Source organism: Poriferisphaera corsica (assembly GCF_007747445.1).
GTDB lineage: Bacteria > Planctomycetota > Phycisphaerae > Phycisphaerales > Phycisphaeraceae > Poriferisphaera > Poriferisphaera corsica.
In genome coordinates, this window is record NZ_CP036425.1 from 1741457 (window position 1) to 1765822 (window position 24366).

General features: G+C 48.4%; 15 protein-coding genes and 2 tRNA genes. 11 read left to right on the plus strand and 6 right to left on the minus strand.

The features are described 5' to 3' along the window. Nucleotides 1-193 precede the first annotated feature (193 nt). The 3 genes from KS4_RS07050 to KS4_RS07060 all read left to right on the plus strand — a co-directional run bounded on the left by KS4_RS07050 (nt 194) and on the right by KS4_RS07060 (nt 7655). On the plus strand, nt 194-6250 hold the full coding sequence (locus KS4_RS07050; protein WP_145076483.1) for an autotransporter domain-containing protein: 6057 nt from the start codon (nt 194-196) through the stop codon (nt 6248-6250). A gap of 295 nt (nt 6251-6545) precedes the next feature. Beyond that, nucleotides 6546-6618 (plus strand) — tRNA-Thr (locus KS4_RS07055). 620 nt (nt 6619-7238) lie between these two features. Next, nucleotides 7239-7655: a tyrosine-type recombinase/integrase gene (locus KS4_RS07060; RefSeq protein WP_145076485.1), complete on the plus strand. Its 417-nt coding sequence runs from the start codon at nt 7239-7241 to the stop codon at nt 7653-7655. An 89-nt stretch (nt 7656-7744) separates the two neighbouring features. On the opposite strand, the gene KS4_RS07065 is transcribed toward KS4_RS07060, so the two are convergent. Then, nucleotides 7745-7817: transfer RNA gene (locus KS4_RS07065), tRNA-Thr, on the minus strand. Nucleotides 7818-8186: 369 nt separating this feature from the next. Between KS4_RS07065 and KS4_RS07070 the strand changes: the two genes are divergently transcribed. Further along, complete coding sequence (locus KS4_RS07070) at nt 8187-11060, plus strand: M16 family metallopeptidase (protein ID WP_145076487.1); 2874 nt, start codon at nt 8187-8189, stop codon at nt 11058-11060. Nucleotides 11061-11571: 511 nt separating this feature from the next. Here the strand turns inward: KS4_RS07070 and KS4_RS07075 are convergent. Then, entirely contained in the window at nt 11572-13152 is a 1581-nt protein-coding gene (locus KS4_RS07075) for a glucose-6-phosphate isomerase (RefSeq protein WP_145076489.1), read from the minus strand. A gap of 317 nt (nt 13153-13469) precedes the next feature. Here KS4_RS07075 and KS4_RS07080 point away from each other — a divergent pair, with 317 nt between their 5' ends. Then, on the plus strand, nt 13470-14120 hold the full coding sequence (locus KS4_RS07080) for an RHS repeat-associated core domain-containing protein (protein WP_200761668.1): 651 nt from the start codon (nt 13470-13472) through the stop codon (nt 14118-14120). 752 nt (nt 14121-14872) lie between these two features. On the opposite strand, the gene KS4_RS07085 is transcribed toward KS4_RS07080, so the two are convergent. Next, nucleotides 14873-15331 (minus strand): hypothetical protein, encoded by a 459-nt coding sequence (locus tag KS4_RS07085; protein WP_145076493.1) that lies wholly within the window; start codon nt 15329-15331, stop codon nt 14873-14875. Nucleotides 15332-15520: 189 nt separating this feature from the next. Here KS4_RS07085 and KS4_RS07090 point away from each other — a divergent pair, with 189 nt between their 5' ends. Continuing rightward, nucleotides 15521-16663 carry a tRNA dihydrouridine synthase gene (locus KS4_RS07090; protein WP_145076495.1) on the plus strand — a complete coding sequence of 381 codons (1143 nt, stop codon included), beginning with the start codon at nt 15521-15523 and terminating at the stop codon, nt 16661-16663. 29 nt (nt 16664-16692) lie between these two features. Here the strand turns inward: KS4_RS07090 and KS4_RS07095 are convergent, their stop codons facing one another. Continuing rightward, a complete protein-coding gene (locus KS4_RS07095) occupies nt 16693-17166 on the minus strand; it encodes a DUF4405 domain-containing protein (protein WP_145076497.1) in 474 nt (157 codons plus the stop codon). A gap of 268 nt (nt 17167-17434) precedes the next feature. Between KS4_RS07095 and KS4_RS07100 the strand changes: the two genes are divergently transcribed. From KS4_RS07100 to KS4_RS07120, 5 genes are all read left to right on the plus strand, one after another. Next, complete coding sequence (locus KS4_RS07100; RefSeq protein ID WP_145076499.1) at nt 17435-18379, plus strand: metallophosphoesterase family protein; 945 nt, start codon at nt 17435-17437, stop codon at nt 18377-18379. Nucleotides 18380-18484: 105 nt separating this feature from the next. After that, complete coding sequence (glmS, locus tag KS4_RS07105) at nt 18485-20377, plus strand: glutamine--fructose-6-phosphate transaminase (isomerizing) (protein ID WP_145076501.1); 1893 nt, start codon at nt 18485-18487, stop codon at nt 20375-20377. A 189-nt stretch (nt 20378-20566) separates the two neighbouring features. Continuing rightward, on the plus strand, nt 20567-21388 hold the full coding sequence (locus tag KS4_RS07110) for a hypothetical protein (RefSeq protein WP_145076503.1): 822 nt from the start codon (nt 20567-20569) through the stop codon (nt 21386-21388). Between the two features lie 180 nt (nt 21389-21568). Beyond that, nucleotides 21569-22177 (plus strand): hypothetical protein, encoded by a 609-nt coding sequence (locus tag KS4_RS07115; RefSeq protein ID WP_145076505.1) that lies wholly within the window; start codon nt 21569-21571, stop codon nt 22175-22177. Between the two features lie 38 nt (nt 22178-22215). Next, entirely contained in the window at nt 22216-22443 is a 228-nt protein-coding gene (locus tag KS4_RS07120; protein ID WP_145076507.1) for an FmdB family zinc ribbon protein, read from the plus strand. 79 nt (nt 22444-22522) lie between these two features. On the opposite strand, the gene KS4_RS07125 is transcribed toward KS4_RS07120, so the two are convergent. Then, nucleotides 22523-23986, minus strand: a complete 1464-nt coding sequence (locus KS4_RS07125; RefSeq protein WP_145076509.1) for an NAD(P)(+) transhydrogenase (Re/Si-specific) subunit beta — start codon at nt 23984-23986, stop codon at nt 22523-22525. Further along, nucleotides 23983-24321 (minus strand): NAD(P) transhydrogenase subunit alpha, encoded by a 339-nt coding sequence (locus KS4_RS07130; protein WP_145076511.1) that lies wholly within the window; start codon nt 24319-24321, stop codon nt 23983-23985. Before KS4_RS07130 ends, KS4_RS07125 begins: the two co-directional genes overlap by 4 nt. Nucleotides 24322-24366: the final 45 nt, after the last annotated feature.

Sequence of the window (24366 nt, forward strand, 5' to 3'; positions counted from 1 at the left end):
AGTTTGAATTTTCGCAAGATGGAAAAATAAACCTCTCGTTATTGCGACAATCACTTATCAGCCGTTATACTGCACTTCTTATGGGGCATTAGAAATATAAGTCGAATAAATTATTTATTTCTATTAAGTCGCATTTATTTAACGATCATTCTGGGCAATCACACCCGTCTAATAAAACTACGGAGTATGAGGTATGACTGTAATTACGAAGACTCGCCGCAGGTTAACCCTAAGTACGAGCGTACTACTCAGCGCATGGATGTGCATGGGAGGCTCAGCGTTTGGCGCTGATGTCGATTGGGATGATGAGGGCGGAGACATGGCATGGTCCACAGCGACCAACTGGGGTGGCGACACCGCACCGGGCACAATTGACACGGCAGTATTCAATGCTGATAACTCGTATGTCATCAATGTTGATACGGACTCAACTGTTCGCAGTGTGAAGTACGAAGGTGGGCTTGCAACCATCGCCGTCAATATCAATGCAGGCACAACACTTAATACTGCAAGTATTGTCAATGAATCTTCGAATCGTAAGACAATCACGGGCACTAACAATACCGCTCTCCTTCAGGCCAACGGTATTTTAGGGCTGACTGTCAGTGGTGCTGTGGATTATAGTGGTGGCCAAATTGACACCAATGGTCGCGCGCTCACCGTATCCAGTGGTGGTTCATTCCGCGTAAGTGGTGATGCTTTCCAAGGTGCTCAAGGAATTATTAAGCAGGGTGATGGTACTCTTCATTTATATGATGCGAATTCATACGCTGGTGATACTGATCTGAACGGCGGTATGATCATTGCAGGTAATAATGGTTCTCTTGGTACTGGTGACATCGACTTCAACAGCAACTCAGCTGTTCTACAGATGGGTAATGGCGTTCAGATTACGAATGTGATGGACATCGCAAGTGTCAGTACGATTAATTTAGACGGTTATCGCCCGAATAATGTCGCGAGCCACATCTCAGCCGAGATGACTTCAGATCTTCTGCTCAACGGCAATAAGACCTTTAATGTTAGTGACGCCTATAGTCATATCACACTCTCTGGTGTTATTGACAATGACTTGACTCGTCGTGAGCTTATCAAGACCGGTGCAGGTGATTTGATCCTTGCAGGCAATAATATCTTTGATGCTGATACCATACTTCAGGCAGGTACGCTGACGCTAGCTCACAACAATGCACTTGGCCAAGAAACAAACGAGTTGCATGTCACCGGTAGTGCGGCACTATCAACGGTTGATGCACTGACTGTTGCAAACAACTTCATTATTGATGGCGGCTCTAACGTCAATGTGGTCATTGAAAACCAAAGTGCACCAGGTAATCCGGCTACAACAACAGAGTTCACAGGTGTTATTACGGGTGCAGGTAGCCTGACAAAAGGCCAACTTGTTTTCCGTAATGGTAATGGCCGATTGATCCTCTCAGGGCAAAACACCTACTCAGGTGGAACAACTCTAGCTGAGGGTATTCTTGAGCTCACTAACGATAGCGCAATCGGTACCGGCGCATTAACCTTCTATAAAGAAGATGCTGTTCTTGAGTTGCATGATGGTGTTGTGATCTCGAACCAACTCAACTGGAATCCAGTTAACCGGGTCACGATTAATTCATTCGGCAATAGTGAACTCACTAGCAATATTCAGTTGAACTCTGAAAAATCGATTGAAATTCAACAGAATGTCATCAAGCTTTCCGGTGATATTTCTGAAGATCAGTTTGCTCGTATCATCGCAAAAGATGGTGATGGTACATTGGTCCTTTCTGGCAACAACTCATACTCAGGTGGTACACAGCTCAACCGCGGTATTCTGGTTGTTCAAAATAATAACGCTTTGGGTAGCGGCACATTTGTTTTCCAGCCAGGGACGAACCCAGCCACACTTAATCCATACTATGCTGAACTGAACGTGGCGGATGGTATCAACATCGGTAACGACTTCGAGATTGAAGCTGGTGTTGACACGATCAACCTCAATAGTGATGGCACGGGTACGCTGTCTGGTGATACGCAACTCACTGGTGGCGACAAGACGATGAACATTGTTAGCAATAACATTGTTCTGTCAGGTGTCATCAGCGAAGAGGCTGGCAACGCACGTGCAATCATTAAAGATGGTGCAGGTAACTTGATTCTTCAAGGTGACAGTACCTACACAGGTGGAACAACGCTTGATAACGGCACATTGACCCTTCAGCACAATAATGCGATTGGTACTGGTGCACTGACAATCAACAGCAATACAGCAAACCTGATTCTTGGCAACAATATTACTATTGACAACGATCTAAACATTGATGCGGTCAATACCGTCAATGTTCTTAGTGAAGGCACCAGTACGCTCTCCAGCGATGTGACATTCAATGGTGATAAGCTGATCAATGTTGGCGTCAATAAGGTTGTACTTTCTGGTGATATTGATGAGGATGCTCCAGGTCGTACGCTCACAAAGAGTGGTGCTGGCGATCTTGAAACTTCCGGTTCATCAATCGTTGTAAGCAATACTAATATTCTAGCGGGCAAAATGATCAATTCATCGAGTTCAGCAGAATATGGCGTAACGCAGATCTTAGGTGGTGCGACTCTTGTCAATGAGGGTGATCTGATGGTTAGGAATCTCAGTGGTGCAGGTGGCCTTGAAATCAAGGATTCATCAACAACCACCATTGATTCCAGCAGTGATGCGACCTTCTCCGGCATTATCTCCGGTGATGATGGCCGCATCGATTTTATCGGTGATGGCGTCGCTAAGCAGACCATTACTGGCAACAACACATATAGCGGCTACACCGCCTTGAACTCAGGTGCTGTTGTCGTTGCAGCCACACATACTGCTTTCGGCGACAGTTTAATCTCGTTTGAAGACAATACTGCGAAGCTGATCATCAATAACAACGTCATTCTTGAAAACCAAATCGACATTGATAACGCTGGCGTGATCAATCTTGATTCAGATGGTGTTGGTACCATCAAAAATGACATTGAACTTTTTGGTAATAAAACCTTCTCGATCGCGAGCAACACCATTGTTTTTGATGGTGAAGTTAGTGATTTTGGTTCCGCAAAATCTATAACAAAAACGGGTGCAGGCAATCTGATTCTAAATGGTTACAACGAGTTCTCTGGCGGTGTTAATCTGTCGGCAGGTACCATTACTGCGGGTCACAACCTCGCATTCGGTTCAGGTCTCTTTACAGTTAATGGCAATGCCACAATGAGCTTTGCAGGTGATCGCCAAATCGCCAACAACGTTGCTTTGGCTGCTGATCTTACCATTGACAATGCAACCAGTGCGGAACTCTCAGGTATCTTTAGCGGTACAGGTAGCCTTACCAAAACGAGCGTGGGCAACCTGACATTGTCTGGTGCGAACACATACTCCGGCCAAACCAACTTAAATCTCGGCACACTGACTCTGGGCAACGATACCGCACTCGGTACCGGTGCACTGGTTATGGCTAATAATACGACACTCGCAACAAGCGGCGCCCGTTCGATCAATAATGTGATCACTTTGGCAGATGGCGGCAACGCTAACATCTCTGGTGATGGCTCACTGACGCTTAATGCGGATTTGAATATCGGCGGCACAGGCAGCACGATTACCAATAATTTTGCTAACGGTAACGAGATTGTCTTCAACAACAAACTACTCGGTGGAGACCTCACATTAGAAGGTACCGGCGTGAGCCGTATCACGACCAATGCGACATATGCTGGCACGATTACTGTTAATGACGGTGTTGTGATCAATGAATCCAACCTTATTACGATCACGGTTCCTGTTGGTGGAGACGGTATTTTGCTGAAAACCGCCTCTAGTCATGTTGGAAACATCACACTTGATGCCAACAACGGCTTCGCTGTATCACATGTCGATGGTGTTTCAAATATCATTATCGACAACCTCATCGTCGCTGGTGACAGCACGATTGCTGGTACGGGTACTCTTGAAATTCAAGGTTCTTCGACATTCGGTAACACCAACCGTACCCTTAACATTCTCGAAACGCGTTTCGTACTCTCCGGCAGCCTTGTTGATACTAACGGTCAACTCACGCAAACCGGTACAGGTACACTTGTCCTAGATAGCACTGATCAGTACATCGGCGATGTCATTGTCAATGGCGGCACGATGGAGGTACGTGGTGCAGGTCTTGGCGGTGACACGACTGCAAATAACGCGACGATTAATCTCTTTGCTGCAACGGCAGGCGATGTTGGAATCGGCGATAACAGTACACTAATTCTTTCAGCTGATAATGTCCTCACCTCTGGTAAGACACTAACGCTTGGTAATAATTCAAGCGTCACGACAGCTGGCGGACCACGCTCAATAGATACGCAACTCGCACTATCTACTGGCAACACCGTTAACTTTGGTGGTGGTGAGACAATTACATTCACTGCTGACCAAGACATTAACGGTATGAATGTGGCTCAGACATTCGATATTGCTGACAACACGACCCTCGTGCTCGCAGGCAATATGACGGATAGTGCTGGTGCGGACGATAACATCAATCTCACTAAGAATGGCAACGGTAACCTCGATATCACCGGTACATTTACTGGCGACGTCACCATCAACAATGGTAGTACAACCATTAATGGTGGCGGTGTGATCGGTAACGTCAATATCAACAATGCTGTGCTAGCGGGTACGGGTGATATCTCAGGCAACCTTAGCGTTACTGGTAGTACTCATAATCCAGGCAATAGCCCAGGTGTTGTGAATATTGCAGGTGATTACAATCTTGGTGCAGGTTCAACTCTGAACCTTGAACTCGGTGATGTGAACTATGATCAAATCAATGCGACTAACATCACATTGGACGCAACTGCTACGATTAACGTCATCAAGCTCAATGATAACATTGCCAAGGGCCAAATCTTCGACGTCTTGAACGCAACAAATACACTAGACGACCAAGGCGCGGAGCTTGTAGAAAACTATGTGTTCTACAACTTTGATAAAGTTACGTCTGGTCCAGACTACGATGCTAATTCCTACAAGATCAAAGCAAGCCGTGCAGCTGACTTTAGTGATATTGTTAGAAATGATAATGCTCGCTCGCTAGCAATCGCAGTTGATGACTACGCTTATAAGGGTGGTCTGACGGCTGATGAGCTAAACGATCTTGCACTTGTAACATCAATGTCACTTAACGAATTCGAGGAAGCTGCACGTCAGCTTTCCACCGAAGTTCACCTTGTTAGCCTAAGCAGTATCTATGACAACGTAATGTCCAACAACAACTACGTTAGTGACCGTATGCTTAGCATCCGCAGCAATATTGAAGAAGCGACGCCGCAAGCAATTGAAGATATCGATTATCGTAAATTCATCAATAGCTCCACGAATCTCGCTCCAACCAAGCAAGAAGAGAAGCCACAACCTACGTTTGATGAAAAAGGCTACAACGCTTGGGCTAACATCTATGGTTTGTTCTCTAATCAGAGCGACACAGATGACCGATCAGGATACGAGGCTACGACTGGTGGCATCATTGGTGGTGTCGATTTTGCACTCAACGATAAAATGTCAGTCGGTGTCCTTGGCTCAGTTAGCCAAACTTCACTTGATTTCACATATGATCGCGGCACAAGTGATATCACAACTGCCCGTACCGGTGTCTATGCCACCGGCTATGTCAACGAGAACATCTACATCGATACGATTGCATCTGTCGGCATGAACTGGATTGACACCGAGCGAAGCATCAAGTTTGCTAGCCGTGATACTGATGCATCCTACGAGTCATACGACATGTCACTCTATGTCAGTGCTGGCTACGAGTTCGAGATTGATTCATTCACGATTGCTCCAAATGTTTGGGCAAACTACACCTACTACAGCCAAGATGGTTTCAAAGAAGATGGTGCAGGTACCTTCAACCTTGATGTTGATGAGTACACCAATACCTTCTTCCGTACACAGCTCGGTGTGACAATCTCGCAGGTTGCAGAATACAACGGCATCCCATACATGCCTGAATTCTCAATTGGTTGGGCTCACCACTGGGGTGATCTCGAAGAAATCGAAGCGACATTCGCAAACGATAACAGCACGTTTGCGTTCCAGCAGGAAAGCGTGAATCGCGATGCAATCGTATTTGACGGTGGCGTTTCGCTCCTTATGGACAACGATAGTGCTCTGTTCGCCAAGTTCAACGGAGATCTCGGTGCTGATGGCAACATCTTTGGTCTCTCCGCTGGTTATAAGATGAACTTCTAAATCAGCTCTAAATAGCAACTCTGCAAGGCCGGCTTTTGCCGGTCTTGCTTTTTTATATGTGTATAGTGCTATCGCGTTAAGTTTGTATTTACGAGAGTATTTGGTGTTTCTTACACGATTTAGCACAGTCGAATGCAGGTAATAAGTGGCTATTCTGACTGTAAATATCTTCTTCACAGCTGATTATTTCGATTATTATTTCCAGAATGTTTGTGAATATCACAGTGAAGTAGTCTGGCTTGCCATAGTCACATTTTTCGCTAAAATACCTCTCTCCAAGGCGATAAGCCTCGGTGCCACCCTAGCTCAATTGGCAGAGCAGCGGTTTTGTAAACCGCAGGTTGTCGGTTCGATTCCGATGGGTGGCTTTTTTCATATCCGCATTTTCTGCATCAACTTACAGTTCAAAAACAGACTACCGCCTTTTCGCGGCAAGCGTGGAAAATGCCATTTACGCTTCCATTACGGATGAAATGCGTGAGCGTGTGCAGCGCATATTCAATTTGCTATAGCGATGTGCAGCGGTTCATGAACGATCAGCGTAAAGCAGGCAAAGCGCCACGCACAATCAACGGCTACCTGCAAGCGTTCAAGCAGTTCTGCAAGTGGGCAGTGTAGGAGGGGCGGCTATCACAGTTACCAGTTGAACATGTGCAAGCCGCATCATTGAACGGTGATATTCGCAGAAAACGTCATGTTTTCAGCATCGAGTAGCTTGATAAGCTGCTAAGTTTCACAATGACAACTAAGAAAAGCTACAAGATTAGTGGCTTTGAACGTGCGATACTGTATCGCTTCGCAGTTGAGTCAGCATTCAGAGCGAATGAGATGCGTTCGTTATTTGTCCGAAATTTTGATCTATCATCAAAAAAGCCATCTGTATGATTGGAAGGTAAGGATGCGAAGAACCGCAATGAGGCGAAGCAACCATATAGCAAAGATTTGGCTTTGTGCCTAGCGGAGCTATTCGAAGGCAAGCCGCCAAGCGATGCAGCATTCAACCTCCCAAGCAAGTACAACATGGCCAAAATGCTTCGAGCTGATGTCGAGGCAGCAGGGCTTGAGACGGAAGGCGAGGATAGACTTCCATTCACTTCGTCACCAGTCGGTCACATTGCACAGCATGTCGGGAACAAATCTCAAGGTCACTCAAAAACTCATGCGGCATAGTGACCCCAAGCTAACGATGGGTGTATATACACATACCAATCAGCAAGCGATGCGTGAAGCTGCGGATGGTTTGCCGATCCGAGATATGGCAGGGTCAAGAGTGTATGCAGGTGAAGAAAATTGCGGGAACGGATCGGGTGATGAATCATCCGATCCTGCTTATATCTTCGATCCGGTCGAAAATGCTTGCGCCGTGCTTGCGCGAGAGCATGGAAAAACACGGACAAAGTCCTAACAAACGAAAATGTAAATATTGACTGTGAGATTGACGCTAAAGATATGGATTGTAAGGAGTTAGCGTCCGAAATAGTGGGTAAGATTAAAAGCCACCCATCGGATTCGAACCGACGACCTATGCTTTACGAAAGCATTGCTCTACCAACTGAGCTAGGGTGGCAACATCCTGACAATAAAGTGCTTGCAGCATTCAGCAGCCACGAGACCGCATCCTAGCAAACGCCCTGCAGGACAGGCAAATATTTTACGCCCATCCACTTTTTCTGCAACCACAACATCGATATAAACAATCAGCCATCCGCAATTCCCGATCAACTAAGATTTCGACAAGCCCAACTCCCCCTTTGGCCGATAAATACCCCCAAGGAGAACACGAACCATAGCTTTCCAAACCACGGTTCAGTTGCTGTTCCTCTCTCTTATTCTCCACAATAAACCCGGAGAAATATCCTAAGCCGGTAGCCAGTTCATACTCAGAGTGATACGCTCAAGACAGCTGCCGCATCCGCCAACGAAAGGATTGTTAAGCATGACCATCAGACTAAGCACTTCAATCTTACTCATCGTGCTGACCGCATACTCTCTTATCAGCTGCACCGCAGCCACAGATCCCATCGACAAACCCGCCTCAGCTTCCAACAAAACCAAATCAACTTCAGCTCATCCGCTTGAAAAGGACAATGGCTTGCGCGTACTGCAAAACCGTCAAGATCGTCTCATCGTCGAACTCCCTAATCGCATGATCGTCATCGCGCAGGAAGTTCCCACCGCTCCCGTTATCTCAGTCCAAACTTGGATCAAGACCGGCTCCGTCTATGAACAAGAGCACGTCGGGGCAGGCCTCTCACACTTCCTCGAACACCTCCTCTCAGGCGGCACAACTGCCACACGTCCCGAGTCCGAATCCTCCGCAATCCTCGGTTCAATGGGCGCTCAAACCAACGCCGCCACCAGCCTCGACACTGTCCGCTACTACATCAACACAACAAATCAACACACAGAAACAGCAATCGATCTACTTTCTGACTGGATGCAGAATAGCTCCATTACAGACGAAGAATACGCACGTGAACGTGACGTCATTCAACGCGAGTTCGACATGGGCAAAGGTGAACCCAGCCGCATCATGTGGAAGCTCTCGCAAAAAGTTCGCTACGAGCACCACCCCGCCAAGCATCCAACCATCGGTTACATCGATGAATTTCTCAAAATCTCACGTGATGAAATCTACGACTTCTACAAACGCATGTACGTTCCGAACAACATGGTCTTTGTTGTCGTCGGTGACATTGATAAAGATAAAGTTGTTGAGCAAATCACCAACCTCTGGAGAGATCAGCCCACCGGCCAACTCCCCGAAATCAAACTCCCAATCGAACAAGAAATCACCGGCCCCAAATCTTCAACGGGCTACGCAGATATTCAACGCACACAAATTCGGCTCATGTGGCCTGGCACACAGCTCACCGAGCCCGGTGATTATGAACTTGATCTCCTCGCCAAAATCCTTGGTCAAGGTGAATCGTCACGTCTCGTCCAAACCATCCGCGACCAAGACAAACTCGTCACCTCCATCTCCGCTTACAACGCATCCTTCCCATGGGGAAAAGGCTTCTTTGGTGTTGACGCTGAAATAGCGTCCGAAGAGATAGCTCACGATCAAATTAAACAAGCGATCCTCGATCAGATCACCCTTCTCCGTGATCAACCTGTCACGGATGAAGAACTCGCACGTGCAAAACGACTTGTTTTGTCGAGTGTTTTGCAGTCCAATCAAACCGCCCAAGGCATCGCCTCCACCATCGCTAGCGACACCATCGGCTCTGGTGATCCCGATTACCTTCAAAAATACGCAACCAAAATCCAGTCTCTCACACAGTCAGATATTCAGAACGCAGCGCAGCGTTTCCTCAACGATAACCGCCTCATCCTCGTGACTCTCGAGCCACAAAAGGGTGAAGCTCCCAACGATCTTGCACGTGATGAGGTTAAAGACGAAAAACTTGCAGGCATCGAATTTGAGCCGGTTGACCTTGATAACAGCAGCGTGATTAATGAAATGATCGCGAACTTTGCTAAAGCGAGCAATGACGTAAACCCCATCGAAGTTGATAAGCCTGTTCACTACACACTGGACAACGGTCTACGCGTCATTGTCCAGCGATCAACCGTCGTACCAGCCGTCTCTATGAACATGTACTGGAAAGGCGGCCTCCTTGCTGAAAAACAAGGCGAAGAAGGAATCGCAAACGCCGCCGCGATGATGCTCACCCGCGGCACGACTTCCATGACCTCTCTTGAGCTTTCAAATACGATCGAGAATCTTGGCGCAGGCATTGGTGCAGCTTCCGGCCGCAATACCTCTTATATCACCTCCTCCGCACTCAAAGAGGATTGGAAGCAGGTCATGTCCATCCTCGCCGACGTTGTCTTAAACCCAACCTTCCCCGAAGAAGAATGGCTCAAGCTCCAGCCACGTCTGCTCGCCGCGATTGATGGCGAAACCAACTCATGGTCTGGTGAACTCCGTGAAAGCTTCCGTAAAACCTATTTTGGTGATTACCCTTGGGCATACTCGACTCTCGGCCGAAAGGATGTTGTCGAGCAACTCAATTCCGATAAACTCAAACAATATCACATCAATCATCTCGGCGCGTCTAATACAGTGTTAGCGGTGGTTGGCGACGTGAGACCAGAAGAAATCAAAGCTGAGATTGAAAAGCTGTTCAGTGATCTGCCCGCAGATTCGGCGATCGCTTTTGAGCCTAAAACACCTCAAACCCCGCAAGCAGAAGTTAAGCAGTTTGCTACTCAAAAACCACTCGCCGCCGTGCAAATCGGTTTCGGCCCAGGCATCACTCGAGATAACCCTGACTACGCAGCACTTCAAGTCCTGAGCCGCGTGATGAGTGACTTCCCCTCCGGTTGGCTTGAACAACAGCTTCGCGGCAAAGGGCCCGGTCTCGTCTACGCCGTCGGCGCAGGCAACGTCACTGGCCTTGTCCCCGGTTACATGACCATCCTTTTTAATACTTCCGCGCAGCAAGCACCTGAAGCCATTCGTCGCACGATGTCCGTCGTTAATCGTGCAAAACAAGGCGATTTCCCCAAGGCCGACATTGACCGTGCTATACAAAAAGTGCTTACCGATGAGTTTATGTCTAAGCAGAGCAATGGTTCACTCGCAACAGAGGCCGCGCTTGATGATCTTTACGGTGTCAACGACCCCGGCGCGAAACGCTTCATGGAGGATGTCACCAGCATGAATGCTGACAAACTGCGTGAGATTGCTCAAAAATACCTTAATAATCCCGTTGTTGTGGTGATCACCGACCAGAAAATTCCGCAAGAACTTCTTGACGAAGCAGCAACGATAAAAGTAGAGCAGCAAGTAAAACAATAACAATTAAGTTTACGTCAAGTAACAATGCAAAACCTCAGCCAGCGAAGGCTGGGGTTTTTTGCTTACTAACGATCTTGATACGTGAGCTCACATCCACTTCTTCAACCCTGCCACCGCCGGTGGCAGGGTGTTTGACAATGAATCGTTCATTGCGATACCGAGGAAGTAGATCTCTTCATATGCGCGCACAAATATGATGGTTGCAGCGCGCAAATTCTGAATCTCACTGGCCAAAGTTGGCCGTTTATCGCGCTAACTCTTAAATTCTTTTACATTCTTGGTGCGTATATTTTCAAAATTAGCTAAATCTTGCTCTAAACGTAAAAAAGCACGCTTTTACAAGCGTGCTTCGTAACATCTTACGATTACATATGTTGACAGATCTGTGATCAAAACATGCGAGAATCAGCATGTTTTGCGATCCGAATGATGCGCACAAATCCGCATTTCTGCTGCGACTCATTTGCAATTTAAACGTTCAACTGACGTTCCGATTGATTTCCAGATTGGCTTAGAGTGCGCTGTATTGGCTGCGAGCTTTTTTCACCAAACGTTTGTTTGCCGCAATATGTTCAACAATATGGAAGATCGATTCAACGGCATCTTCCTTACCCATACCAGCAGCTAACTCGTCAATATTAAATGTGTTGCCCTTATTGGATTGCAGGAAGCTGATAATCTCATTTTGTAGTTCAAGAACTGTTGCTGCCGCTTTCTTGCCGGCTTCAACGCCCGGCTGATGGTACGCATTAATATTTGTCAATGTACCGTAATAGCCTGTTGCGCGTTCATATAAGGCGATCAATGCGCCGAGTGTTTTCGCATCCATCTTATCGCACGTGATGGTCATCGATTCGCGGCCTTCTTCATACAATGCCGTACGTGTACCTTGCCAAAAACCGTTGAGGTAATCACCGGATGTAACATCTGGATCGACATCAACTTCCGGATCGCGGCCGGGTCTTGCTGTGTCCTGCAATACGACAATAAACGTCGCGAAGAAGTTGTTCACACCTTCGCGGAGTTGTTGTACGAATGCGTGCTGGTCGGTTGAACCTTTGTTGCCGTAGACGGCGATGCCCTGATTGACGACGTTGCCGTCGATATCAAATTTCTTGCCGAGTGATTCCATGATCAATTGCTGCAAGTAGCGAGAGAGTAAAAGTAAACGGTCTTTGTAGGGCAATACGACCATGTCTTTTTCACCTTTGCCGCCTGTGGCGTAGTACCACATGAGTGCGAGCTTTGCGGCTGGGTTTTTCTTCACGTCCTTGACGCGAGTCAACTCGTCCATCTTCGCAGCACCGTCGAGCAGCGATTTCATATCAATGCCTTGGAGGCCGCAAGGCACGAGACCAACGGTTGCCATGACGGAGGTGCGTCCGCCGACCCAGTCCCACATGGGGAAACGCTTGATCCAGTTTTCTTTGACTGCGATTTTGTCGAGGTGCGAATCTTTGCCGGTGATTGCAACGGCTTGCTTGGCGAAATCAAGGCCGGCGCGTTCGAATGCGGCTCTGGCTTCGAGCATGCTGTTACGTGGCTCGGGTGTGCCGCCTGATTTTGAGATGACGAGCACGAGTGTTGATTTGAGACGAGCGCCAAGTGATTTGATCACGCGGTGCATGCCGTCGATATCGGTGTTGTCCATAAAGTGGAGTTTGAGTTTATCGCGATGCGTGCCGAGCGCGTCGGAGATGAGTTGCGGGCCGAGCGCTGAGCCGCCGATGCCGATGGAGAGGACGTCGGTGTAACGTGCGGCGTTGGGCGGGATGATTTCTTTTTTATGGACTTTAGAAACGAAATTCATGACGTCGGCGAATGTGTCGTTGATTTCGTTTTTGATTTCGGCGTTTGGCGCGATGTCTGCATTACGTAGCCAGTAGTGTCCGACCATGCGGCCTTCATCGGGGTTGGCGATGGCGCCGGATTCGAGTGCGTCCATGGCTTCGAAGGCTTTGTCGATTTGTGGCTGCATGGAACGGAAGAAGCTGTCTTCAAAGTTCATGCGAGAGATATCGAGGTTGATGCCGAGGCCTGGGCATTTGGTGAGGTGCTTTTTGTAACGCTTCCAGAGTACGCTTGGTTCCACTGATGTAACTCCCAATATATCTGATAGTTGTGATGGCATGGGCGGTCAAAAAGGCCCGTGCGGGGCTGCGATGCAGGTGCACCACAGAGTGTATACATCGGTAGAGTTGAAGTCAGAAGTAGGTTTTTGTCAATTTTTGGGCGATTTAAGCCGTTTATTTGCGTGAAACGGAGCGAAATGGGGGTAAGTGGCGGTTTATCTCAGGGGCAGCATGTTTGCGCACATTTATGTGTAAAGTCATTTTGATCTTGATAGTCAAGAAAAAATAATGTTTAATAGAAATTGTTACTGTTTGTAGATTTATCACGGGGCAAATGATGTTACATCCAAAACCACTTCTGTCTGTATTAATCGCTTTTATCGTCATGTTTGTATGTTCTACCGATGCAATGGCGATGTACAATCCCAAGCTTGCGCGGTTTATGCAAAGAGATATTTCAACCCAAAATGTTGCGATGGGTGAGTATAAAGATGGCTTGAATTTGTATCAATATGTGAAATCAAATCCGTTGAGATATGTTGACCCGTCAGGTCTCACACTAACTAGTGTTCATCAGCCAAAGAGCATTGCACTATTGTGTGAAATGGGTATGGATGGAGTTCTTGCGGCAGCGGGGGTTGCAACTGTGACTGTAACAACACTCACGGCGATTGATTGGGCTAAGAAAATGAATAAAGAGTTTGGCCCTACATGTCGCCCATCTTTGTTAGATGCTTTTAATAAAGCAATCGATGCATTGAAACCAAAAGCAAGGAGATGTAAACCGAATATGTCATGTGCAGAGCTTACTGTATTAATTGCTTTACGTCGTGCAATGATAACTTTACGCCTTCAACGTGAAAATAGGTGTTGGCGGGGTGGGGATTATGGACATAGAAAGCAAACTGCAGATCATCTTACTGGTCTTCGTAATTGTGTTAGAGAGTTTTATGCGAATAATTGTGCGTGTGTAATGTGTCCGAAATAACGTGAATGTATTATCTAGGATATAATAAAGGTTGTGAATGAATAGGTATTTACAGGTTCGGGATAGTTTTGATTCGGTTTTCCCCGGTATTAAGCTTGCGGCAGAAGTCATAAGTCAACCGTATAGTAGAAGTGAAAGAGAATTTGAACAGCATCTGATGCACCATTCTAGAGACGATATTGCACGAGATTTCTGGCGACAAAATGGTGATAATGTTACATTGCTATTACCAGAGGCATTTCGGTATTTCTTGCCGTCAATAATTAAATATTCAATTAATGAATTGTTGCTTGTGTACGGTGAGGATAGTTTGTGTGAAGGAGTTACCGAATGTGTAGTTATGAATAATATTTTGCTAGCCTCAGGTGCAAATTTGACTGGGAATGATTGGTATCTGTTGCGGATAAAGCAAATGCCAAATAGTGAAAGATTATGTGTGATAGACTATATTAATTTGTTGAGTACTCATAGTGACATATTATTGGAATTTTATATAGATCGTACACACATACAGAAGTGTATAGATGTGTGGCGATAAGTGATATGTGTTGAGATAAATTTCGTGAACTCCATATTGTGCTTACTACACATGTTGACTTATTTGCCGGTGTTTATCGCAAGCATATGCATATATTGATGTTTGAATTATTGAGGAATTGCAGGATGGAATGTGTGCACACCTGATTAACCGAAGAATCAAAATTGCACATTAGCAGAGTAGCTTAGCCTTATGAATTAAGGCACTTTTCCGTTTACCAGAAGAGGCCGGGGTCGTCGCGGACGGGGGGGGAGTTGAGGCGGTAACGTTTTTCGGAGATTGGGTCGTAGAGTTCGGTGAGGACGACAGGGAAACTTCGTTCGGGCTTGAGGAATGTGCCGGTGGGGAAGGGTTGCTCGAATTCATTGATGCAGGTTTCGAGGCTGTAGAGGTTGTTGGTGCCGATCTTGATTGTGTCGATGCGCTTGACGTACTGCTGGTTGATCCAGAGTTGGATGTCGGTATATTCCCATGGCGTGCGGTTGATGAGGCGGAGGTTATGGCCTTCACGCTGTGCGACGATGTCGGGGTTTGGGGCGTATTGGGCGTCTGCGGGGTAAGGGATCGCGGCGAGTTCTTGGCGCTGCTGAGGTGTGGTGGCCATGGAGGCGCAGCCGACGGAGAAGAAGGCGGTGAGGATCAGTAGGAGCAGGATGGGTAAAGTGGTCTTCATAATGTGTATAATGACGGAATGTGGGCGATTGGGCAAACGTTTTGCTCCCCCCGGCCCCCGGAAGTTATCTGCGGCTCACGGAAGTCGGAAGATGGTGGGTGATCGGCATTGGGGAAGCGCCGCGAAGTGTCGCGGCGGCTAATGGTAGAAGTTGTGTGGGTTGTGAAGCAAGGAAGATAAGTTTAGAAGATGAATGAATTGAGATTACCGAGTGATGGGCCGCTGAGTTGGGCGGCGGAGTTGCCGTTCTATCAGGCGGGGCTGGCGGGGTATTCGGATTATGCGATGCGCATGGTGGCACGGAAGCATGGCTGCCCGTACTGTATTACGGAGGCGATGCTGGATCACTTTTTGATTAACGGTGGGAAGGGTTTGGAGGTGGCGGAATTGCGAGAGGATGACCATCCGATTTGCGGGCAGTTGATGGGTTCGCATGCGGATGAGATCGCGGCGGGTGCGAAGATTCTGGATGGGCTGGGTTATGATGTGATTGATGTGAATATTGCGTGCCCGCAGAAGAAGATCAAGCGGAAGAGCAGAGGGGGGCATTTGCTGTCGGTGCCTGATGAGGCGATTGAGATTTTAAAAGCGGTAGCGGATGCTGTGGAGGGGAGCCGGCCGCTGACGGTAAAGATGAGACGTGCGTTTGATGATTCTAATGAGGCATTAGATGGATTTCACAAGATTTTTCAGGCGGCGATTGAGCTTGGGTATAGTGGGGTGACGGTGCATGGGCGGACGGTTGAACAGAAGTATATCGGGCCATCGACGTGGGAATCGCTGCGGAAGATTGTGGATGAGTATGGTCATGAGCATGTACGTCATGCGGCGACGAAGCACCAAAAATTTATGATTGGCGGGTCGGGAGATATTTGGCAGACGAGCGATATTTTTGCGATGATCGAGCAAACGGGCGTGGATGTGGTGTCGGTGGCGAGAGGTTGTATTGGGAACCCGTGGATTTTTGAGCAGGCACGCGCGATGGCGCAGCGTAAAAAGGGTGGGGGCCAAGGGGTAGGTGATAAACAAGGGGGAGATGCGCCGAGGATTTATGAGCAACGTGATGTTTTGCTTGAGCATTTTGAGTTGTCGATGCAGTTGTATGGGGAGCAACAAGCGGCGCGGATGATGCGTAAGTTTGGAATCCGGTTTTCGCGTCATCATCCGGAAGGTGAGCAAATCAAGGCTGCGTTTATTAAGGTAAAGGGGTTGGATGCCTGGCAGGGAGTGCTGGATGAGTTTTATGCGGTGGATGGAGTAGGGGTGGGTGTTGATGCTGCGGTGCCTGATGAGGCGCGGACGCAGGTGTCGGAAGAGAGTTGCGGATCATAGTCGACTAATCAACGGATAGCTAGCGACAGTTATTGACTTCGCAAGCGGAGTTGCTGTTGTTGGTTTGGTGGTTGGGATCGATTATCGATTTGTTGTATTTTTGCTTGTTGACTGGAGGTAGCGTGTTTGCGGCTGCTGATTTTTGCATTTGCGGCAAAGATAAGCACGGCGATGGTCAGGGTGGTGAAGACAAAGAGAACGATGACGCCTGAGGCATATTTGGCGCGTCCGATCTTTTGGCCGTGCTTACGACCGAGGAGGTTTGAGATGAGTGTGTGAACCCATTGCCAATGGAGAGCGAGGTGGATGAGGATGATGGCGATGGCGGCGATGCCGAGGTAGAAGTGAAGGGAGCCTAGGTCGTGGCGTGTCCAGCCCCAGACGGTAGATGAGCGGCTACCTGGGGGGAGAATGTAGTACATGATGAGGCCGGTGAGCAGGATAATATATAAGATTAGGCCGAGTGTTATGTCTAATATAAGGTTGATATGGTTGCGTTTCATGGCCAACCTCCGATGTTATTTAGGGCGATAAAAGGATCATAATGTCGTTAAACAGGTCAAATCAATGGTTGGATGAATAAAAATTGTTGGAGTTTGGGCGGGATTAAGATTTGGAGTTAATAGGGAGAGTCGTGTGAGCGATGTTATATAAGGTGGTGTGAAGGGTTATTGTGATCCGATAATGATGTGGCATTGCTGTCATTCGAGTGAAGGATCACTTAGAATGAGTGACTTTATGAAGTGTTGGGTATGACGAAAGGTAGATCACTTGCGAATCGCTTTGATTGGTGACATTCATTTGTATAACTTGCAGCTTAGGCCGCGACAGTGGTTTAGTCGTCGGGTGATGGGGCATACCAATCTGTTGCTGAACAGGCGATTTCGGTTTAATCATGGGTTGCTTCATCCACTCATGGATAAGATCCGCGAGATCAAGCCGGAGATGGTGCTGTGTTCGGGTGATGTGACAACGACATCGTTGGAAAGTGAGTTTTCAGATATCGCGAAGTTTTTGAAACCGTTGTCTAAAGAGATCCCAACGGTGGTGGTGCCTGGGAATCATGATCGGTATACGTTTCGTGCGCAGCGGAAGCTTCGGATGGAGAAGATATTAGAGGGGATTATGCCGGATACGTTTCCGTATTACAGACGGTTGACGGACAGGTGGCATTTGATTGGGTTGGATTCGGCGATACCACAGATTTTGATGTCGCGTGGTGCTTTGAAGAAGAAGCAGTTCAGCGCGTTTGAGATGCAGTTGGGTCAGTTGTCGAAGGAAGATGCGTTGGTGTTGTTGTGTCATTATCCAGCGTCATCGCCGCCGGGGATACCAAATAGCTGGGCGCATAATCTGGCGGAAGCGCATCAGTTGCGGAAGATGTTGAATGATTGTCCGGCGCGGGTGTTGTATATGCATGGACATATTCATCAGCCATGGTATTGGCAGGCATCACATAAAGGGGTGGCCGCAAACACGGATTGTACGGGAGAGTTAGCGTTTTTGAATGCGGGTTCGCCGTGCATGACGAGTAGCAAGTATCCATCAGGGCAAGGTTTTTGGGAGGTGGAGTTGCCGCAAGATCCATCAAAGCAGATTGGTCTGATGCATCATGTTCCGGTAGCGAAGCGTGTGATTGGCTCAAAGCGGCCTAAGAACCAGGATCATCTGACGGTGATTGATGGGATCACATGGAATAGCAGAACTGTTTTATAATCGATAATTCATCGATCGCTCAAGATTGTTTGTTAGCATGCAGTAGATTGGAATGCTGACAGGTGAGTGAAGCGAAGAGAAGGAAACCTTAGGAGAAATTGCTCAATGTGTGGGATCGTAGCTTATGTAGGGAACAGGGCGGTGACGCCGCTGTTGATAGAGGGTTTGAAACGTCTTGAATATCGAGGGTATGACTCGGCAGGGATTGCTGTGCGAGGGAATTCGGGTGAATTGTCTGTGACGCGGGCAGTTGGTCGAGTGAGTAACCTTGAGTTATTGGTTGAGGAAGATGCACAGTACGACGAGGGGTTTATTGGGATTGCACATACACGTTGGGCGACGCATGGTGAGCCATCGGTTGATAATGCACACCCGCATGTTGGTCTGACAAAAGATGGGCATACGGTTGCGGTGGTGCATAACGGGATTATCGAGAACTATTCATCGCTTAGAACGTATCTTGAAGGGAAGGGGCATACGTTTTATTCGCAGACCGATACGGAAGTGTTGGCGAAACTGATTGCTGAGTTGTATGTTGATGATCTTGAGACGGCGGTGCAGAAAGCATTGCAAGAGGTGAGCGGCGCGTATGCAATTGCGGTGATGATTGATGGTTGGCCGCATACGTTGGTGTGTGCGAGGAAAGGTTCGCCGTTGATTGTCGGTGTGGCGGATCATGCATATGTAGTGGCGTCTGATGCCTCAGCGATTGTTTCGCATACGACGCAGGTGTTTGCGTTGGAGGATTATCAGGTTGTGAAGCTAAGTGCTGGGCCTGTGGATGAGAAGAATGGGACGGGTGAGCCATGGTCGAGCGAGTTGCGAACGACGACGATTGATAATGTGGTGGTGGATCCGGAAATCACTGAGCTTGAAATGGATCTGGAACAGATCGAGCTGGGTGGTTATTCGCATTATATGTTGAAGGAGATCATGGAGCAGCCGGAGGCGGTGAGGGACTGCTTGCGTGGTCGTGTGGATCTGCGTGATAGCAAAATTATCTTGGGTGGGATTCAAGATTTTAAACGGCAGATGGTACGTGCGAAACGATTTATTTTGACTGGTCAGGGTACGGCTTATCATGCGGGGTTGATTGGTGAGTATTTGTTTGAAGATCTGGCGCGTGTGCCAGCGCGGTGTGAGTATGCGTCAGAGTTTCGATATCGTAACCCGATTATCGAGGACGATACGATTGTTGTTGCGGTAAGTCAGTCGGGCGAGACGGCAGATACGCTGGCGGCATTGGCTGAAGCGAAAGATCGTGGCGCGTTGTCGATTGGCGTGGTGAATGCAGTTGGTTCGACGATTAGCCGGGAGACGGATGCAGGGGTTTATTTGCGAGTTGGGCCAGAGATTGGTGTGGCGTCGACGAAAGCGTTTGTGGGGCAGGTGATGGTGTTGACGTTGTTGTCACTGTACTTGGGCAAGCGGAAGCATATGTCTAATGAACGCGTGGATCATTATCTGAAGCAGTTGAGCCAAATACCGGATCAGATTGAGAAGGTACTGAAGCAGACAGATCATATTAAGAACTGTGTGAAGCAGGTGGCGGATCGAGATAATTGGCTGTTCCTTGGTCGCGGGTATAACTATCCTGTGGCGATTGAGGGGGCATTGAAGCTGAAGGAGATCTCGTATATTCATGCTGAGGGGATGCCTGCGGCGGAGATGAAGCATGGGCCGATTGCGCTCATTGATGAGGGGATGCCGGTGGTGTTTGTGGCGACGCAAGGCACGCAGTATGAGAAAGTGATTTCGAATATTGAAGAAGTGCGTGCGCGTGGCGGGAAGATTATTGCGGTCGCTACTGAGGGGGATACCCATATCCACAAATATGCGTCAGAGGATTGTATTTTCTATGTGCCGGACGTGATGGAGGCGTTGCAGCCGTTGTTGACGTCTGTGCCGCTGCAGTTGTTGGCGTATCATGCGGCTGTGGAACGTGGTCATGACGTGGATAAGCCTCGAAATCTGGCGAAAAGCGTGACGGTCGAGTAATCGGCCTGAGAAATGAATGAAATACTAGCCCGGTCGTATGGGCGATCGGGTTTTTTTATGCGCGAGTAGGAGGAAAGGAGGAAGACAGGGGGGATAGATCCACAATGGAAATCTAACTAGCCCATTTTCACGCGCTGAATTACAATTGGGGCTGTCAGATTAATCTTCATGGTTAGTGAGGTATCTTGGATGAGCAAGCACACAATGACATACTCGTTTCTCGCTGGCCTTTGCATGATTTTTGCGGGCTGTACCACATACATCAATATTCCTGCAGAGCAGGGGAGTATCGCGTCGAGCGATCCGAATACGGGAACGGTTAATAAGGTTATCGTGTCGGCAATTGATGCGCTGATGGTGCAGCAGGGGACGACTGAGCAACCGATTGAATTGCTATTGCCGGAGGGGACGAGTGGGGCATCCGCCTGGATGATTCAGGAAAAATTGGGCGATTACGTATTCAGTCGAAGTGCTGAGAAGGTGGTGCTCAAGCGGTTTGAGGATTACAACCCAGAGATCGATGTGCTAGCTGAGGGTGAAGTGACCGAGCTGGAGGTGGATGGGTCGGTTGAAGAAGAAATGATCAATGGAGAGGAAGGTATCGTCGAGGATACTGACGCTGAGCCAGAGGATGCTGTTGAAGTGGTGACAGGGATGGATGTGCTGGCTGAAGTCGAGGAGAGTGAAATTGCTGAAGGTGAGATGGTAGAAGCGGTGGCTGAAGTTGAAGATGTGGAGCCATTGAGGCCAGAATTTATACGAGTGGTTTTGTCGCAAGGCGATGCGCCTGAGACGGATGTGCAGTACGACGTGAAGGGTGTTCGGGTACGTGGGATCAAGGCTGAGGTGGATGTGTATAAGATGACTCACTACACACTTGATCAGTTTTATTCGATCAAGCTGAATTATGAGGCGTTTACGGGCTGGCGTGTGAAGCGGATAGATTCACTGGGCGTGTTGCGTGATGCGAAGCTGGATGGGGATGTGTTGCCGGTGAAGGAAACGCCGTAAACCTGAGATGAAATTGATACGTATAAAGGCTGGCAGAAGATTCTGGCAGCCTTTTCGAATAGAATGTCATATAAGAGATGTGATAGTTATAGTGATCGATCAGTTTGGATGCAGTCAGATCCATGATGAAATTTGATTGAGTTTGGAGATCAGATGATGAGAGGTCTTAGCAGATTTGTAATGATATTTGCCGCAGCGATTGCGTTTGTACTGGGGTCGGCGTCGTTGTATTCGCAGGCACAGGATTCGGAGAATGAAGAGGCAGGGGTTGGGCAAGCACCTGCGGTGATTGATACATCGGATACGGGGAAGGCGACGGATGTACCGGAATCGGATGAGGTGATGCGTGAGTTGCTGCTGAAGCGTAAGAAGCCGCCGGTGATTACGCCGTCACGCAGGCCGGATGTTGAACCGAATAAGGAAGCGTTGCCGGTGATGCCTGCTGCGACGGTGAATATTGATCCGACCGTATTGGGTGTTGCTCCGGGTGATGAACTTCCGCCGCTTTTGGTTGATGGGACAATGGTTGTGAATCGTACCGGTCGTTTGAAGCGGACACCTGAGGGGTTCCAGATTTTTGTGTTTGAGGCAGATGATAGTGAGAAGCCAGAGCGGCCACTGATCATGCAGCCTTGCAAGAAGCTGGAGAGTATGGAGAAGATCGTTCAGGAGTTGGGAGATCGTGTGATCTTTACGGTTTCGGGTCAGGTGCAGTTGTATCGGAATAATAACTATCTGCTGCCAACGATGGTGAAGTTGGATTACGAGCGTGATAATCTGAGTAACTAACGATTGATTAGTATGAGATTGGTCTGGGAGATTGAGCCATGCCGTTTTATGAGTATGCGTGTGCAGATTGTGAAGAGGTGACTGAAGCGATGCGTTCTATGAAGGATGCGGATGATGCGCCTGAGTGTGAGCATTGCGGATCGAACAAGACATCCCGAAAGATCAGCTTGTTTATGGCATCCTCTGACGCGGCACCTGAGATGCCGGGTGGTGGAGCGGGGGGAATGGGTGGATGTTGCGGCGGCGGGGGATGCGGGTGCCATTGATATTGACAGAAACATATGAAAAAGAAAAGGCAACATCAAAAACGATGTTGCCTTTTTTGTTGGTTGAGCAGTGCGAAGCTTAGCTTTCGATGAGCTCTTCGGTGAGTGACATGATGATTTTCTTTGCGTCGCCGAAGATCATGCCTGTGTTTTCCATGAAGTAAAGCTCGTTTTGGATACCAGCGAAGCCGGGGTTCATGGAACGTTTGATCACGAAGACTGTGCGCGCTTTATCGACATCGAGGATGGGCATGCCATAGATTGGGGAGCCGGTATCGTGACGTGCTGCGGGGTTGGTGACGTCGTTCGCGCCGATGACGAGGGCGACGTCGGTTTGCTCGAATTCGGGGTTGATCTGGTCGAGGTCAGCGAGTTGTTCGTAAGGTACGCCTGCTTCTGCGAGCAAGACGTTCATGTGCCCGGGCATGCGGCCGGCGACGGGATGGATGGCGTACTTGACGGTGATATTGCGTTTGGCGAGTTCCTCGGTGAACTCTTTGACAGCGTGTTGCGCTTGGGCGACAGCCATGCCGTAACCGGGGACGATGATGACTTGACTGGCGGCATCAAGGACGATGGCGGCGTCTTCTGGCGTGAACTCGCGTGCTTCACCTTGTGGGCCTGCACCAGAGGATTTACTGGAGCCGCCGCCGACACCTCCAAAGAGAACATTTAAGAGTGAGCGGTTCATGGCCTTGCACATGATATTGGTGAGAATGATACCGGAGGCGCCAACGAGTGAGCCGGTGATGATGAGTGCGGAGTTGTTAAGTACGAAGCCAGCCATGGCGGCAGCAATGCCGGAGTAGCTGTTGAGAAGTGAAACGACGACGGGCATGTCGGCGCCACCAATGCCAATGACAAGAAGAATACCAAGGATGAGTGAAGCAATCGCGATGATGATGAGGCTTGACCATGCCTCATGGTTTGCGGTGATGTAGAAGGCTAAGAAAAGCGAACCGATGAGAAGGATGCCGATGATCGCTTTTTGTCCAATGAATTGAACAGGTTTATCGGGGATGATTTTAAGGCCTTGCAGCTTGGCAAAAGCGATGAGGGATCCGGTGAAGGTGACACCGCCGATGAGGGTTGCCAGACCGATGGCGAGGATCGCGTTCCAAGGTTCATCGAGAATGAGATTGTTGTTGTAGTTGCGTGCGTATTCGCCACAAGCGACGAGAAGCGAAGCGATGCCACCGAAGCCGTTTAGGAGGGCAACCATCTGGGGCATGCCGGTCATGGGGACTTTGATGGCGAGAGTTGAGCCGACGATAGCGCCAATGATGAGGGCGACAGCAATCCATGTGAAACTGATAAAAAAACTGGTTTCACCGGCATTGTTGTTGATTTGGAAGAGTGTGACGACGGCGGCAATGAGCATACCGATGGCGGAGATCAAGTTGCCACGTCTGGCGGTTTTGACAGAGGTGAGTAATTTTAGACCGTAGATGAAGAAGACTGCAGCGGCAAGATAGATGAGGTTGACGACATCATTCTGCGAAAGCACTGCGAGAGTGTTGATGGGTGAGGTGAAAAAACTCATTTGTCACCTCCTTCTTTTTTACTGAACATTTTGAGCATGCGATCGGTGACCATGTATCCGCCGACAACATTGATGGTGGCGAAGATGACGGCAAGTGTTCCGAGAAAGACACCTAGGCTGCCGAAGGAGTCACTGAACGAACAGAGCAGGGCACCGACGAGAGTGATGCCTGAGATGGCGTTGGAGCCGCTCATGAGTGGCGTGTGTAGTGTGCTAGGAACCTTGGTGATGATCTCGAATCCAATAAAGATGGCGAGAACAAAGATAATGATGCTGACAACGAACGGGTCGATGACGTTCGTTGCTGGATCAGTATTTATAAGAAATGTGGGCATGATTTTACCCTTATATTTAAGGTGTATTGCAAGTATGGAAAGAAT

Excerpts from the sequence above, each read along its gene's own strand:
- KS4_RS07050 (WP_145076483.1), top strand. The coding sequence starts at position 194 with ATGACTGTAATTACGAAGACTCGCCGCAGGTTAACCCTAAGTACGAGC.
- KS4_RS07060 (WP_145076485.1), top strand. The coding sequence starts at position 7,239 with ATGCAGCATTCAACCTCCCAAGCAAGTACAACATGGCCAAAATGCTTC.
- KS4_RS07070 (WP_145076487.1), top strand. The coding sequence starts at position 8,187 with ATGACCATCAGACTAAGCACTTCAATCTTACTCATCGTGCTGACCGCA.
- KS4_RS07080 (WP_200761668.1), top strand. The coding sequence starts at position 13,470 with ATGTTACATCCAAAACCACTTCTGTCTGTATTAATCGCTTTTATCGTC.
- KS4_RS07085 (WP_145076493.1), bottom strand. The coding sequence starts at position 15,331 with ATGAAGACCACTTTACCCATCCTGCTCCTACTGATCCTCACCGCCTTC.
- KS4_RS07090 (WP_145076495.1), top strand. The coding sequence starts at position 15,521 with ATGAATGAATTGAGATTACCGAGTGATGGGCCGCTGAGTTGGGCGGCG.
- KS4_RS07095 (WP_145076497.1), bottom strand. The coding sequence starts at position 17,166 with ATGAAACGCAACCATATCAACCTTATATTAGACATAACACTCGGCCTA.
- glmS (WP_145076501.1), top strand. The coding sequence starts at position 18,485 with ATGTGTGGGATCGTAGCTTATGTAGGGAACAGGGCGGTGACGCCGCTG.
- KS4_RS07110 (WP_145076503.1), top strand. The coding sequence starts at position 20,567 with ATGAGCAAGCACACAATGACATACTCGTTTCTCGCTGGCCTTTGCATG.
- KS4_RS07115 (WP_145076505.1), top strand. The coding sequence starts at position 21,569 with ATGATATTTGCCGCAGCGATTGCGTTTGTACTGGGGTCGGCGTCGTTG.
- KS4_RS07120 (WP_145076507.1), top strand. The coding sequence starts at position 22,216 with ATGCCGTTTTATGAGTATGCGTGTGCAGATTGTGAAGAGGTGACTGAA.
- KS4_RS07125 (WP_145076509.1), bottom strand. The coding sequence starts at position 23,986 with ATGAGTTTTTTCACCTCACCCATCAACACTCTCGCAGTGCTTTCGCAG.
- KS4_RS07130 (WP_145076511.1), bottom strand. The coding sequence starts at position 24,321 with ATGCCCACATTTCTTATAAATACTGATCCAGCAACGAACGTCATCGAC.